General features: G+C 69.5%; 14 protein-coding genes and 1 pseudogene. 7 read left to right on the top strand and 8 right to left on the bottom strand.

The features are described from left to right. Positions 1 to 93: 93 nt before the first annotated feature. The 4 genes and pseudogenes from EHO50_RS38965 to EHO50_RS38950 form a co-directional block, all read right to left on the bottom strand. Positions 94 to 873: a transglycosylase SLT domain-containing protein gene (locus tag EHO50_RS38965; protein ID WP_128436579.1), complete on the bottom strand. Its 780-nt coding sequence runs from the start codon at positions 871 to 873 to the stop codon at positions 94 to 96. Between the two features lie 299 nt (positions 874 to 1,172). Next, entirely contained in the window at positions 1,173 to 2,207 is a 1,035-nt protein-coding gene (locus tag EHO50_RS38960) for an S-adenosylmethionine:tRNA ribosyltransferase-isomerase (protein ID WP_425472360.1), read from the bottom strand. Positions 2,208 to 2,363: 156 nt separating this feature from the next. After that, positions 2,364 to 2,798: pseudogene (locus EHO50_RS44600) on the bottom strand (S-adenosylmethionine:tRNA ribosyltransferase-isomerase); the annotation flags it as partial. Next, positions 2,795 to 3,493 (bottom strand): SDR family NAD(P)-dependent oxidoreductase, encoded by a 699-nt coding sequence (locus tag EHO50_RS38950; RefSeq protein WP_128436578.1) that lies wholly within the window; start codon positions 3,491 to 3,493, stop codon positions 2,795 to 2,797. The pseudogene EHO50_RS44600 and the gene EHO50_RS38950, both read right to left, overlap by 4 nt. 241 nt (positions 3,494 to 3,734) lie before the next feature. Here EHO50_RS38950 and EHO50_RS38945 point away from each other — a divergent pair, with 241 nt between their 5' ends. The 3 genes from EHO50_RS38945 (at position 3,735) to EHO50_RS38935 (ending at position 5,928) form a co-directional block, all read left to right on the top strand. Then, on the top strand, positions 3,735 to 4,880 hold the full coding sequence (locus EHO50_RS38945; RefSeq protein WP_128436577.1) for a GAF domain-containing sensor histidine kinase: 1,146 nt from the start codon (positions 3,735 to 3,737) through the stop codon (positions 4,878 to 4,880). Next, positions 4,873 to 5,514, top strand: a complete 642-nt coding sequence (locus EHO50_RS38940) for a response regulator (protein WP_125528125.1) — start codon at positions 4,873 to 4,875, stop codon at positions 5,512 to 5,514. Before EHO50_RS38945 ends, EHO50_RS38940 begins: the two co-directional genes overlap by 8 nt. A gap of 168 nt (positions 5,515 to 5,682) precedes the next feature. Continuing rightward, the gene (locus tag EHO50_RS38935; RefSeq protein WP_128436576.1) at positions 5,683 to 5,928 is read left to right on the top strand and encodes a chaplin; all 246 of its coding nucleotides are present in this window, start codon (positions 5,683 to 5,685) and stop codon (positions 5,926 to 5,928) included. A 151-nt stretch (positions 5,929 to 6,079) separates the two neighbouring features. Here EHO50_RS38935 and EHO50_RS38930 read toward each other — a convergent pair whose 3' ends face one another. Further along, positions 6,080 to 6,868, bottom strand: coding sequence for a hypothetical protein (locus EHO50_RS38930; protein WP_128436575.1), 789 nt, complete (start codon positions 6,866 to 6,868; stop codon positions 6,080 to 6,082). A gap of 146 nt (positions 6,869 to 7,014) precedes the next feature. On the opposite strand from EHO50_RS38930, the gene EHO50_RS38925 reads away from it, so the two are divergent. The 3 genes from EHO50_RS38925 to EHO50_RS38915 all read left to right on the top strand — a co-directional run bounded on the left by EHO50_RS38925 (position 7,015) and on the right by EHO50_RS38915 (position 9,425). Beyond that, a complete protein-coding gene (locus EHO50_RS38925; RefSeq protein WP_128436574.1) occupies positions 7,015 to 7,812 on the top strand; it encodes an ABC transporter ATP-binding protein in 798 nt (265 codons plus the stop codon). A 94-nt stretch (positions 7,813 to 7,906) separates the two neighbouring features. Continuing rightward, entirely contained in the window at positions 7,907 to 8,338 is a 432-nt protein-coding gene (locus EHO50_RS38920; RefSeq protein WP_181449778.1) for an NfeD family protein, read from the top strand. Positions 8,339 to 8,471: 133 nt separating this feature from the next. After that, positions 8,472 to 9,425, top strand: coding sequence for an SPFH domain-containing protein (locus EHO50_RS38915; protein ID WP_128436573.1), 954 nt, complete (start codon positions 8,472 to 8,474; stop codon positions 9,423 to 9,425). Between the two features lie 164 nt (positions 9,426 to 9,589). Here the strand turns inward: EHO50_RS38915 and EHO50_RS38910 are convergent, their stop codons facing one another. From EHO50_RS38910 to EHO50_RS38900, 3 genes are all read right to left on the bottom strand, one after another. Further along, positions 9,590 to 10,096 carry an HNH endonuclease gene (locus EHO50_RS38910; RefSeq protein WP_128436572.1) on the bottom strand — a complete coding sequence of 169 codons (507 nt, stop codon included), beginning with the start codon at positions 10,094 to 10,096 and terminating at the stop codon, positions 9,590 to 9,592. Between the two features lie 162 nt (positions 10,097 to 10,258). Beyond that, a complete protein-coding gene (locus EHO50_RS38905; protein WP_128436571.1) occupies positions 10,259 to 10,798 on the bottom strand; it encodes a YbhB/YbcL family Raf kinase inhibitor-like protein in 540 nt (179 codons plus the stop codon). 43 nt (positions 10,799 to 10,841) lie between these two features. Beyond that, positions 10,842 to 11,624: a sporulation protein gene (locus tag EHO50_RS38900; protein ID WP_128436570.1), complete on the bottom strand. Its 783-nt coding sequence runs from the start codon at positions 11,622 to 11,624 to the stop codon at positions 10,842 to 10,844. A 140-nt stretch (positions 11,625 to 11,764) separates the two neighbouring features. On the opposite strand from EHO50_RS38900, the gene EHO50_RS38895 reads away from it, so the two are divergent. Continuing rightward, entirely contained in the window at positions 11,765 to 12,415 is a 651-nt protein-coding gene (locus EHO50_RS38895) for a DNA-3-methyladenine glycosylase (RefSeq protein WP_128436569.1), read from the top strand. The last annotated feature ends 375 nt before the right edge of the window (positions 12,416 to 12,790 follow it).

The raw sequence follows: 12,790 nt of genomic DNA, 5'->3' as shown, positions 1-12,790 counted from the left end.
AGCAACCGCAGTCGTACGACGTCCGAAGGGCGGCACCCCGTCAGGAGGGTGCCGCCCTTCGGCGTACGCGATTGAGGCCCGCGCCTACCTCACTCAGTACGCGCTGTTGACGTTGTCGATCGAGCCGTACCGGTCGGCCGCGTAGTTGGCGGCGGCGGTGAGGTTGGCGACCGGGTCGTACTGGCTCCAGGCAGTGCCCGGGACGTGGTACGCGTCGAAGGTCGGCTTGATGACCTGGAGCAGACCGATCGACGGAACACCGTTCTGGGCGTTGATGTCCCAGTTGTTGATCGCGTTCGGGTTGCCCGAGGACTCCCGCATGGTGTTGCGGTAGAGACCGTTGTAGGTGCCCGGGATGTCGTGCTTCTTCATGATGTCCAGGGCCTCACGGATCCAGCCGTCGAGGTTGTTGGCGTAGGTCTTGGCGGCGACCGGCTTGACCTGGGCGCGCTCGGTGGACCGGCTCGCGGCCTCGTTCGCCTTGCGCGCGGCCTCGGCCTTCTTCTTGGCGGCAGCCTCGGCGGCCCTCTTCTTGGCGGCTGCTTCGGCGGCCTCGTGCTTGTCGTGGGCCACCGCGGCCCTGTGCTTGGCGGCAGCCACGGCAGCCTTGTGCTTGGCCGACATCTCCTCGGCCTTCACGCTCTCGGAGGCGAGCCGGTCGGTGACGCTGGCCTTGACGTCCTTGATCTGCTCACTGCTGTACGCCACCTGGCCCGTGGGGGCCTCGGCCGTGGTCGTCCGTGCGTTGCCGGGGACGGCGGTGAAGGCGAGGGCGGCGGCACCGAGGGTGGCGACACCGGCGACCGCGATCTTGTTCCGCTTGGTCAGGGCACGGGCACGACTGAGAGCACGGTTGTTGGTGTTCTTGAGCATGGCAGATGGACCTCTTCGAATAGCGCGGAGGTCGCTCGCTGTCCGGCGGGGGACACGGGTGCTTCCGGCACAAACGCCGCGGGCGGAACCCGCGGCGCTGAGCGACGAGAGCAATTCTTAGCGGCCGCAAAATTGCGTGGCAAAGGTGTGACGTACGATCCCCGATAGTGGACCCGTGAAGGGCAAATCGGGACAGACAGGACTGTCTGTCCCGCTCAAAAGGGACGTCGTCACCTACTACGGACTTTCGTACGTGACGTGGGCCCTATGTGCGGGCTCACATCGGGCCCGTAACAGTCTCACCGGCAGTTGCTGGCGCAATGCTCTGAGTGAGGGCTCTCCGTCGGGAGGATGAGATGCACGTCGCCGAACTCGTGCCACAGGTACAGCCCGCGCAGCGCCTCGTCATAGCTGCGGTCGATCGCGGCTCGTCCGGCGACCGCCTCCAGCATCAGAAGATGCGAGGCCTCCGGCTCGTGCAGCCCGGTCAGCAGCCCGTCCACCACCCGCACCCCGCGCTCCGGGGTGACCACGAGATCCGTCCACCCTTCACGCGCGCGTACGACGCCGTCGGCGCCCGCCGCCGACTCCACGGCCCGCACGGCCGTCGTCCCGACGGCGACGATCCGCCCGTCTGTCGCCTTCGCCGCGTTGATCAGCCGGGCCGACGCCTCGGGCACCGCGAACCGCTCCGGATACGGCGGCTCGTGCGCCTCCGCCGAGGCCACCCCGGTGTGCAACATGATCGGCGCGAACTGCACACCCCGGCTCACCAGCTCCGTCACCATCCGCACCGTGAAGGGCCGCGCCGCGCTCGGCATCTCCGCACTACCTGCCCCGTCGGCCGACGGCAGCGCGAACACCGTCTGATACACGGACAACGGCTGGTCCCGCTCCGTATAGGAGTAACGAATAGGCCGCCCGTACTCCCGCATCAGCCTGAGGACTACTGAGCCTTGGGGGCCGGCGCTTTCTGTGTCTTGGGGGCCAGTGCCGCCGGCTGGCTGTGGGCCGGTGCTGCCTGCTAGCTGGGGGGCCGTGCCCATTGCCCCCTGTGGACGGGTGCCGCCTGTGCCGCGTGGGCCGGGGCTCCCTGTGTCCTGTGGGCGGGTGCCGCCTGCTCGGTCGGGGTCCGTGCCCATTGCCCCCGCTGGGGCGGCGCTCCCTGTGTCGTGGAGGCCCGTGCCCCCTGTGTCGTGGGGGCCTGCGCCCCCGGCTCCCTGTGCGCCCGTGCCCATCGCCCCCTGCGGACCGGCGCCCCTCGCCCCCCGTGGGCCGGGGCTCCCTGTGTCCTGTGGGCCCGTGCCGCCTGCTCCCTGTGGGCCCGTGCCCATCGCCCCCTGCGGACCGGCGCCCCTCGCCCCGCGTGGGCCGGGGCTCCCTGTGTCCCGTGGGCCCGTGCCGCCTGCTCCCCGGGGGTGGTCCATGTCCCCTTCACCCTGAGGGCCGGCGCCCCCTGCCCCCTGCGGGTCGGTACGCCCCGCGCCCTGGGGCCCGGCGACCCGCGCCCACCACAGCCGCTCGCTCCCCGCGCTCAGCGGCTCCTCAAGGACGAGCCGAACACCCCCCGGGAACCGCACCTCAGTCCCCGCGGGCCCGCCCGCACGCGCGCGCGTGGTGCCCCGCTCGTCGGGATCCCGCAGCTCGACCGCCCACCGCCCGTCGTCCCCGCGCGTGGAGAAGTGCACCACCACGCGCGCGTGCCCGATCCGCCCGTCCACCGCGGCGGCCAGCGTCTCCGACGTGTTGACGACCAGGAGATCCCCCGCCCGCAGCAGCCGCGGCAGCTCGCCGAACGCGTGGTGCGACACCTCGGTCCCCCGCGACACCAGCAGCCGTACGGCATCCCGGTCCAGCCCCGGCCCGCGCTGCTCGGCGGGAATCCGCGCCGACAGCTCCTCCGGCACCCGCACTGTCAGGGTCATCGCCCTCCCTCCAGCAAGGAGGGCGCCCCGTAGCGCCCACTCGCCGGACGCTCGTCCAGCAGCCGCAGGAAGGCCGGCACCACACTGGCCGGCGTCGGCCGCGGATCGTCGTCGTCCGGTACGGCCGCCGCATACAGGTCCGTGGCCATGTCCCCGGGGTCGACCGCCCAGACCCGCAGCCCTGGCTCCTCCTCGCCGAGCACCGCCGCGAGATGGTCCAGGGCGGCCTTCGACGCCCCGTACCCGCCCCACGTCTCGTACGCCTCGGCGGCCGCGTCCGAGCTGACGGTGATCACCGCGCCCGTCCCGGACGCCCGCAGCAGAGGCAGCGCCTCCTGAACAAGGGCCAGCGCGGCGATCACGTTCACCTCCAGCGCCCGCCGCAGCCCCTCCAGGGGCAGCGCGTCCAGCCGTACCAGCGGCTCGGCGCCCAGCGCGCTGGCGTTGCTCACCAGCAGATCGACGCCGCCCAGCTTCCAGGCGGCCGCCACCAGCTCGGACCGGTGCCGGGCGTCCGTGACGTCCCCAGGCACCGCCGTCACGCGCGTGCCGTACGCCAGGAGCCCGGCCGCCGTCTCCTGGAGGACCTCGGGGGTCCTGGCGTCGAGCACCAGATCCCAGCCGTGCGCGGCCAGCCCCTCGGCGAGCGCACGCCCCAGCCCCTTCGAGGCCCCCGTGATGATCGCTACCGGCATGACAACCGTCCCCTCGTCCCAGGCCGCCTCCGTCGGCGGTGTCCTCAACGTAGGAACCGGGACACCCGCCCCGCCTCGGACGCGGGCCGCAAAGCCGCGGGGCCCTTCGTCCTACGCCGCGCACCCCGGGCCGTTCGCCCTACGCCGCTGATCCCGGGACCAGGGGACTAGGACCGCCGCCCTAGTAGGCCGCCGTCACAGGTCCGATCCGCCTGTCATACCCCGCCGGTACCGTGAGGGCATGAGTCAAGGCCCCAGGTCCGGCCTCGCCGCGGTGAGCTCCGCGTTGCTGGCCATGAGCAGGCATCTCGAGGTGCGCGACGTCCTCAAGACGATCGTCGCCTCGGCCCGCGAGCTGCTCGACGCGCAGTACGCCGCGCTCGGCGTCCCCGACGACCACGGGGGCTTCGCCCAGTTCGTGGTCGACGGCGTCAGTGACGAGCAGTGGAAGGCCATCGGGCCCCTCCCGCGCCAGCACGGCATCCTCGCCGCGATGCTCCAGGAGGCCGAGGTCGAGCGCCTCGCCGACGTACGCAAGGACCCCCGCTTCGAGGGCTGGCCGACCGCCCACCCCGACATGTCCGACTTCCTCGGCCTGCCCATCCGCGACGGCGATGAGGTCATCGGTGCACTCTTCCTGGCCAACAAGAACTGCCCGAAGCCTGAGGGAAGCTGCGGCTTCACGCAGGAGGACGAGGAACTCCTCGGCATCCTCGCCCAGCATGCCGCGATCGCCCTCACCAACGCCCGCCTCTACGAACGCAGCCGCGAACTGACGATCGCCGAGGAACGCTCACGCCTGGCCCACGAACTGCACGACGCGGTCAGCCAGAAGCTGTTCTCCCTGCGCCTGACGGCCCAGGCTGCCGCAGCCCTGATCGACCGCGACCCGTCCCGCGCCAAGGGTGAGATGCACCAGGTGGCCGCACTCGCCGCCGAGGCCGCCGACGAACTGCGCGCCGCGGTCGTCGAGTTGCGCCCCGCCGCCCTCGACGAGGACGGCCTCGTCGCCACCCTGCGCACCCAGATCCACGTCCTCGACCGCGCCCACACCGCGCGCGTGACCTTCGCCGGCCGCGGCGTGAAGGCCCTGCCCGCCGCCCAGGAAGAGGCCGTACTGCGCGTCGCCCAGGAAGCCCTGCACAACGCCCTGCGGCACTCCGGAGCCGAGCACGTCGACGTGACACTGGACCGGCGCGGCAGCGGGGCAGTCCTGCGGGTCACGGACAACGGCAGCGGCTTCGACCCGAAGGCGATACGCCGAGCCGGACGCCACCTCGGCCTGGTCTCCATGCGGGACCGGACGAACGGGGTGGGCGGCACGCTGACCGTGGAATCGGCGCCCGGCAAGGGCACCACGATCGAGATGGAGGTCCCCGGTGGCTGACGCAATCAAGGTGCTGCTCGTCGACGACCACCAGGTGGTCCGCCGGGGCCTGCGCACCTTCCTCGAAGTGCAGGACGACATCGAGGTCGTGGGCGAGGCCGCCGACGGCGCCGAGGGAGTGGCCCGTGCTGAGGAACTGAAGCCGGACGTCGTCCTGATGGACGTCAAGATGCCGGGCATGGACGGCGTCGACGCCCTGCGCAAGCTCCGCGAACTGGACAACCCCGCGCGCGTGCTGATCGTCACCAGCTTCACCGAACAGCGCACGGTGATCCCGGCCCTGCGCGCGGGCGCCGCCGGGTACGTCTACAAGGACGTCGACCCGGACGCGCTCGCCGGAGCCATCCGCTCGGTCCACGCCGGCCACATCCTGCTCCAACCCGAGGTCGCGGGCGCCCTGTTGTCCCAGGAAGAGGCCAACTCGGGGCAGGGGAGAGGTGGTTCGCTGACCGAGCGGGAGCGCGAGGTCCTCGGCCTGATCGCGGACGGCCGCTCGAACCGCGAGATAGCCAGAGCCCTGGTCCTGTCGGAGAAGACCGTCAAGACACACGTCTCGAACATCCTGATGAAGCTCGACCTGGCGGACCGCACGCAGGCCGCGCTGTGGGCCGTACGCCATGGCGTGACCGGCTGAAACGCTCTCCGCAGGACGTGACGGACGGCAATACGGAGGGTTCCGCTCCGGACTGAGATTCATACCGTCGTGGGAATGTCCCCCAGATGGCGCATCCTCCGTGGATCTCCGCCGTTTTCCAGTGCGTGCTGCGGCGACTGCCGCGGCAATCGCAAGGAGGGCTCAGAAGTGAAGAACCTGAAGAAGGCAGCGGCCGTGACGATGGTGGCGGGCAGCCTGCTGGCCGCCGGTGCGGGCGTGGCCTCCGCCACCAGCGGTGCGCACGCCGACGGCAAGGCCGTGGGCTCCCCGGGCGTCGCCTCGGGCAACCTCGTCCAGGTCCCGGTGGATGTGCCGGTCAACGTCTCCGGCAACACCGTGAACGTCGTCGGCCTGCTGAACCCCGCCTTCGACAACCTGGCCGTCAACCACTGACGTCCGCTGACTTCTGCCGCACAGCGAGCAGTGACCTCCGGCCTCCCGGGTTTCCCGGGAGGCCGGTCAGTTTGTCAGGGCTCTGTTGCTGTGCCGGGCCGCGCGGCCCACCCCGTCCAGCCCCATCGCCGAGAACCAGCACGATCAGCGCTCAGCGAGCCCCCCGCTCCCGCTCCTCCACGTACGCGTTGTACGCGGCAACGAGCGCCCGCCGAGCCACCCGCTCCACCGGCCGCAACGCAGCAGCCCGAGCCCCCATCTCCGAGGCACTCATCGCTCCGCCGTGGCCGTTCTCATACGCCAGCGAAACCAGCAACCCCACCCGCTGCGCAAGCTCCAGCACCCGTACCGCCCGTGGCGGATACCCCGGCGCCAGCACCTCCCGCCCCCGCTCGGCCCGAGCCCGATACGCATCGATCGCCGCCTCGGCCACGGGCCCCGACCCGGCCACGTCCAGCCGCGACAACACCTCCGTCGCATCCCGCAAGGCCTCGGCCAGCTCCCGTTCGGCCTCACCCAGCGACGGCACATCCGCGGGCGGCGCCTCCCGCACCGGCAGCACATGCCAGACGACCTCGACATGTACATCACCGTCGGGCCCGGCCTCGTACACCTCAGGCACCAACCCCAACGCGGCGCCGTGACAGATCACCGCCTCCTCGGCGTCCAGCGCCCGCGCATTGAACTCCGGCGGCCCGCTCAGCCCCAGCGGATGCCCCGGCGCGGGCAGTGCGACCCGCAGCCCGCTCACCCCGAGCGTCCGCAGCCGCCCCAGCGCCAGCGTGAGCCCGACGGGCGCCGACTCACCCGGCAACCCCTCCACCCGGTGCACCGCATCGTCCCCGACGATCTCGAGCACAGCGTCATCCGGCGAGACAAGTCCGGCCAAAAGGGCATTTCCCCAAGCCGCAAGGCGTCCTGAACGTGGTTCCGAGAGCATGCCCCCACCCTAAGGACAGGACCGATGGAATGAAGCGCCCGACCGGTGGCGTAGATTTCCTTGAGGGCTGCGCCCACGGGCGCACGCGACCACCGAGACGCCGAGACGCCGACACCGGTCACACTGCAAGGGGAGACAACGCGCTCATGAGCGATGTTCTGGAGCTTCAGGACGTATCCGTGGTCCGTGAGGGCCGGGCTCTGGTGGACCAGGTCTCCTGGTCGGTCAAGGAAGGCGAGCGCTGGGTCATCCTCGGCCCCAACGGCGCCGGCAAGACCACGCTCCTGAACCTCGCCTCCAGCTACCTCTACCCCAGCCAGGGATCCGTCTCCATCCTCGGCGAGACCCTCGGCAGGCCCGGCACCGACGTCTTCGAGCTGCGCCCGCGCATCGGCATGGCCGGCATCGCCATGACCGAGAAGCTGCCCAAGCGCCAGACCGTCCTGCAGACCGTGCTGACCGCCGCGTACGGCATGACCGCCACCTGGAACGAGGACTACGAGGAGATCGACGAGCAGCGCGCCCGCGCCTTCCTCGACCGCCTCGGCATGAGCGAGTACCTCGACCGGAAGTTCGGCACCCTCTCCGAGGGCGAGCGCAAGCGCACCCTCATCAGCCGCGCCCTGATGGCCGACCCGGAGCTGCTCCTCCTCGACGAGCCCGCCGCCGGCCTCGACCTCGGCGGCCGCGAGGACCTCGTCCGCCGTCTCGGCCGACTCGCCCGCGACCCGATCGCCCCCTCGATGCTCATGGTCACCCACCACGTCGAGGAGATCCCCCCGGGCTTCACCCACGTCCTGATGATCCGCCAGGGCAAGGTCCTCGCCGCCGGCCCGATGGAACTCGAACTCACCTCCCGCAACCTCTCCCTCTGCTTCGGCCTCCCGCTCGTCGTCGAACAGGTTGGCGAGCGCTGGACGGCACAGGGCCTCCCCCTGTCCTGACCCGGCCCTTCACCCCGCGAAACCCCGGTAAGAAGGCTCTTCAAACTGATCGGCGCCCTGTCCGCGACAGGGCCCGCGGTCCTACCATGACCATGTGGAAATCGACGCGTGGGTTTGGTGGTTGATCGGCGCGGCAGCGCTCGGTATCGGTCTCGTGATCACCGCGATGCCCGAACTCGGCATGCTGGCGGTGGGCGCCGTCGCGGCCGCCGTGGTCGCCGGCATCTTCGGCGGTGACGCCGTCGTCCAGGTCGTGTCCTTCGTCATCATCTCGACCGCACTCATCGCCGTCGTACGGCCCATCGCGAACCGACATCGCGCACAGCGGCCCCAACTCGCCACCGGCATCGAGGCGTTGAAGGGCAAGCAGGCCGTCGTACTGGAGCGCGTCGACGCCTCCGGCGGCCGGATCAAGCTCGCCGGAGAGGTCTGGTCGGCCCGCTCCCTCGACACCGACCGCGCCTACGAAGTAGGCCAGGAAGTGGACGTCGTGGACATCGAGGGGGCCACGGCGATCGTCATGTGACCTCGCACGACGTAAGTGGCGCGAACGCGCCACGGGCCACGCGACGGTCTGTCAGACTCGACCAGCAAGATCTTCAACAACCGTAAGATCTGCCGAAGTTGCCGCAGCGGAGAAGGGGTACGGGGAAACGACGATGGAACCGGTCATCATCGTCTTGATCATTCTGGTGGTGTTGGTCTTCATCGCCCTGATCAAGACGATCCAGGTTATTCCACAGGCGAGTGCGGCCATCGTCGAACGCTTCGGCCGATACACGCGGACACTCAACGCGGGCCTCAACATCGTGGTCCCGTTCATCGACACCATCCGCAACCGCATCGACCTGCGCGAACAGGTCGTACCGTTCCCGCCGCAGCCGGTGATCACCCAGGACAACCTGGTCGTGAACATCGACACCGTCATCTACTACCAGGTGACCGACGCCCGCGCCGCCACCTACGAAGTCGCCAGCTACATCCAGGCGATCGAGCAGCTGACGGTCACCACGCTCCGCAACATCATCGGCGGCATGGACCTGGAGCGCACCCTGACCTCCCGCGAGGAGATCAACGCGGCCCTGCGCGGCGTCCTGGACGAGGCGACGGGCAAGTGGGGCATCCGCGTCAACCGAGTCGAGCTCAAGGCGATCGAACCCCCCACCTCCATCCAGGACTCGATGGAGAAGCAGATGCGCGCCGACCGCGACAAGCGCGCCGCGATCCTCACCGCCGAAGGTACGCGCCAGGCAGCCATCCTCACCGCAGAGGGCGAGAAGCAGTCCCAGATCCTCCGCGCAGAGGGCGAGGCCAAGGCGGCGGCCCTGCGAGCCGAGGGCGAGGCCCAGGCAGTCCGCACGGTCTTCGAGGCCATCCACGCCGGCGACCCGGACCAGAAGCTCCTCTCCTACCAGTACCTCCAGATGCTCCCGAAGATCGCCGAAGGCGACGCCAACAAGCTCTGGATCGTCCCCAGCGAAATCGGCGACGCCCTCAAGGGCCTGTCGGGCGCCATGGGCAACTTCGGCGGCATGGGCGGTGGTTCGGGCAACGGATCTTCCGGCAACAGCGGCTCGGGAACGGAACGCCGAGAGAAGCCGTCGATCGACTGAGGCAAGGACGGCCGTACGAAGATGGGGCCCGCCTTCGTGAAGAAGGCGGGCCCTGACGTCCCCAGGGGCGCGGGGCTGTATCGATGTGCGGCTCCGCCGCGTGGGCGCGACAAGCCACAAACAAGCCGCAGCCAACCAACAACCTCAAGCCCTACGGCGATTGCTCACGCAGCGTCCAGTGCCAGCCAATCCGGCAGCGCCGCAAACTCGTCGGCCCCCAGCGCCAGCAACATCGCATCAGCAGGCGTCGGCTCGAACGGCTCCCGAAGCAACGGCATACCCGCCTGCTCAGGCGTCCGGTCAGCCTTCCGATGATTGTCCTCCGCACACGAGGCGACCGTATTCAGCCATGTGTCCTGCCCACCCCGCGACCGAGGAACGACGTGGTCCACGGTCGTAGCCCTACGCCCGCAGTACGCGCACCGGTGCCGGTCCCGCACCAGCACACCCCGCCTCGACCACGGCGCTTGTCTTCGGAACGGCACCCGCACGTACCTGCAGAGCCGAATCACCCGGGGCGCCGGTATGTCCACCGCGGCTCCACGCATCCGCAGTTCGGGGTGGGACTGCTCGACGACGGCCTTGTCCTGAAGCACCAGAACGACGGCTCTGTTCAACGTCACCGTCGACAGCGGCTCGAAGCTCGCGTTCAGTACCAGCGTGTCCCGCATTACAGCCCACCTCCCGTGTGCACCTGCCCACCCCCTGGCGGACTGGGATCAACTCTGGCCGGGCACGCCGAGATGGACAACGAAATAAAAAATGCCCGCCCCTGATCACTTCCAAGACCAGAGGCGGGCAAACGTTCCATGAACGTCAGGCTTCAGCGAACATCAGTCCTCGGCAGGCACCTCGTACTCACCGATCACATGGGCGCGCGCGATCGCGTGGAACCGCAGATTGAAGCCGACGACGGCCGGACTGGCGTCCGAGTCCGGACCGAGCTTCTCCTGGTCCACGGCGTACACCGTGAACACATAGCGGTGCGGCCCGTCCCCGGCGGGCGGCGCGGCCCCGCCGAAGTCCTTCGACCCGTAGTCGTTCCGCGCCTGTACGGCACCCTCAGGCAGCCCCTCGAACTTGCCGCTGCCCGCACCCGCCGGCAGCTCGGTCACCGAGGCCGGGATGTCGAAGACGACCCAGTGCCAGAACCCGCTGCCCGTAGGGGCATCGGGGTCGTAGCAGGTCACGGCGAAGCTCTTGGTCTCGGCCGGGAAGCCCTCCCAGCGCAGCTGCGGCGAGGTGTTGCCGGCCGCGTAGACCTGAGCGTCCTTGAGGGTCCCGCCTTGCTCGACGTCCTCGCTCGTGACCGTGAAGGACGGCACGGGCGGATGGAAGTCGTGGGGCAGCGGCCGCCTCTTGAGCTCGGTCACGTCGATACCTCCTGAGGGAACAGCGGAATCAGTAGCTCCGAGCCTAGGACCAGTTGCGCTTGCTGCCGACCTCGGACAGCCACTGGTTGAGATACGCCGCCCAGTCGGTCCCCTGGAAGTCGTTCAGACCCACCTGGAACGACCGGAAGGTGTCGCTGCCCGAGCTGAACAGCCCCGGCTTCTTGTCCATTTCCAGAACGACGTCCATCGCGTGCTCGTCCGCGACGAAGCTCAACTCGACCTGGTTGATACCGCGGTACTGCTGCGGCGGGAAGAACTCGATCTCCTGGTAGAACGGCAGCTTCTGCCGCGTACCCCGGATGTGGCCGCGCTCCATGTCCGCGTTCTTGAAGCGGAAGCCCAGCTGGATGAAGGCGTCGAGGATCGCCTTCTGCGCGGGCAGCGGGTGCACGTTGATCGGGTCCAGGTCGGTGGAGTCCACGGCCCGGGCGATCGACAGCTCCGTGGTCACACCGATGTTCATGCCACGCAGCGTCTGACCGTCGATCGTCGTGACCGGCGTCTCCCACGGGATCTCCAGCCCGAAGGGCACGGCGTGCACACCCCCGGCCTGCAGCTCGAAGGCACCACCGAGCTGAAGCTTCGTGAACTCGATGTCCTGCTTGTACTCCGAGTCCTGGCCCTCGACCTCGACACGTGCCTGCAGGCCGACAGACAGGCCCTCGATGTCCTGCTTCACGGACCCGCCCTGAATCCGCACCTCACCCTGGACGACACCGCCCGGAACGACGTTGACCTCAGTCAGCACCGTCTCGACCGAAGCCCCACCGGCCCCCAGGCTCGCGAGCAGCTTCTTGAACGCCATGACTCTCCTCTTTTCAGAGTGGATCCTTGATCCCTACAAACGCGATCCGGCCGTGGCCGGTTCCGCGCTCTCACCCTGGCAAGCAGCACGCCCCCTGACCACCCCGCTGCGACCACCCGTCTGCACTACCCTCGGACGGCATGATCGCGACCCCCGACCGTACGCCCCTCCCCAGGAACTTCTTCGACCGGCCCGTCCTGGAGGTCGCCCCCGACCTCCTGGGCCGCCTCCTCGTACGCACCACCCCGGACGGTCCGATCACCCTCCGCCTCACGGAGGTCGAGGCCTACGACGGCCCGAACGACCCCGGCTCACACGCCTACCGCGGGCGCACGCCCCGCAACGACGTGATGTTCGGTCCCCCCGGACACGTCTACGTCTACTTCACCTACGGCATGTGGCACTGCATGAACCTGGTGTGCGGCCCCGACGGCCAGGCGAGCGCGGTCCTGCTGCGCGCCGGCGAGATCGTCGAGGGAGCCGAGCTCGCCCGCAAACGTCGACTCTCGGCCCGCAACGACAAGGAACTGGCCAAAGGCCCAGCCCGCCTGGCCACCGCCCTGGGCGTGGACCGCGCCCTGGACGGCACGGACGCATGCGCCTCCGGCGAGACACCCCTATACGTCCTCGCCGGCACCCCGGTCCCCTCGGACCAGGTACGAAACGGCCCACGCACCGGCGTGGCAGGCGACGGCGGCAACGGAGACGCCCACCCCTGGCGCTACTGGATCGCCAACGACCCCACAGTGAGCCCCTATCGGGCCCATGTCCCGAGGCGCCGCCGAAGTTGACGCACCTAGGCGAGGCGCGTAACGTAGCCCGAGCCGCTGAACCGGGTACTGCGAAGTCAGCAGCCGGAGCGGCTAACCCACTACCTACGAACACCCCTCAGCGGGGTCGAATTCGGCGTGCCCGCATGCCTGAATTCGGATCCGCAGAACCCCGATTATGAATCGGGCGGGGGAATCGGCTAACGTAGTGAATGTCGAAAGGCCGCCGGGCGAAAGCCCAGAGCCCCACGGCAATCCCGCCGACAGGGAATCGGATCGGAAAAGGATCTGATAGAGTCGGAAACGCAAGACCGAAGGGAAGCGCCCGGAGGAAAGCCCGAGAGGGTGAGTACAAAGGAAGCGTCCGTTCCTTGAGAACTCAACAGCGTGCCAAAA

It is taken from the genome of Streptomyces cyaneus (assembly GCF_004028635.1).
Taxonomy (GTDB): Bacteria; Actinomycetota; Actinomycetes; order Streptomycetales; family Streptomycetaceae; genus Streptomyces; species Streptomyces cyaneus.
The sequence above is the reverse complement of the archived record's forward strand: the minus strand, read 5'-3'. Positions and strand labels throughout refer to the sequence as shown.

Bases quoted from the DNA above. Each gene is read 5' to 3' on its own strand.
- EHO50_RS38965 (WP_128436579.1), bottom strand. From the start codon at position 873: ATGCTCAAGAACACCAACAACCGTGCTCTCAGTCGTGCCCGTGCCCTG.
- EHO50_RS38960 (WP_425472360.1), bottom strand. From the start codon at position 2,207: ATGGGCACGGGCCCACAGGGAGCAGGCGGCACGGGCCCACAGGACACA.
- EHO50_RS38950 (WP_128436578.1), bottom strand. From the start codon at position 3,493: ATGCCGGTAGCGATCATCACGGGGGCCTCGAAGGGGCTGGGGCGTGCG.
- EHO50_RS38945 (WP_128436577.1), top strand. From the start codon at position 3,735: ATGAGTCAAGGCCCCAGGTCCGGCCTCGCCGCGGTGAGCTCCGCGTTG.
- EHO50_RS38930 (WP_128436575.1), bottom strand. From the start codon at position 6,868: ATGCTCTCGGAACCACGTTCAGGACGCCTTGCGGCTTGGGGAAATGCC.
- EHO50_RS38925 (WP_128436574.1), top strand. From the start codon at position 7,015: ATGAGCGATGTTCTGGAGCTTCAGGACGTATCCGTGGTCCGTGAGGGC.
- EHO50_RS38915 (WP_128436573.1), top strand. From the start codon at position 8,472: ATGGAACCGGTCATCATCGTCTTGATCATTCTGGTGGTGTTGGTCTTC.
- EHO50_RS38910 (WP_128436572.1), bottom strand. From the start codon at position 10,096: ATGCGGGACACGCTGGTACTGAACGCGAGCTTCGAGCCGCTGTCGACG.
- EHO50_RS38900 (WP_128436570.1), bottom strand. From the start codon at position 11,624: ATGGCGTTCAAGAAGCTGCTCGCGAGCCTGGGGGCCGGTGGGGCTTCG.
- EHO50_RS38895 (WP_128436569.1), top strand. From the start codon at position 11,765: ATGATCGCGACCCCCGACCGTACGCCCCTCCCCAGGAACTTCTTCGAC.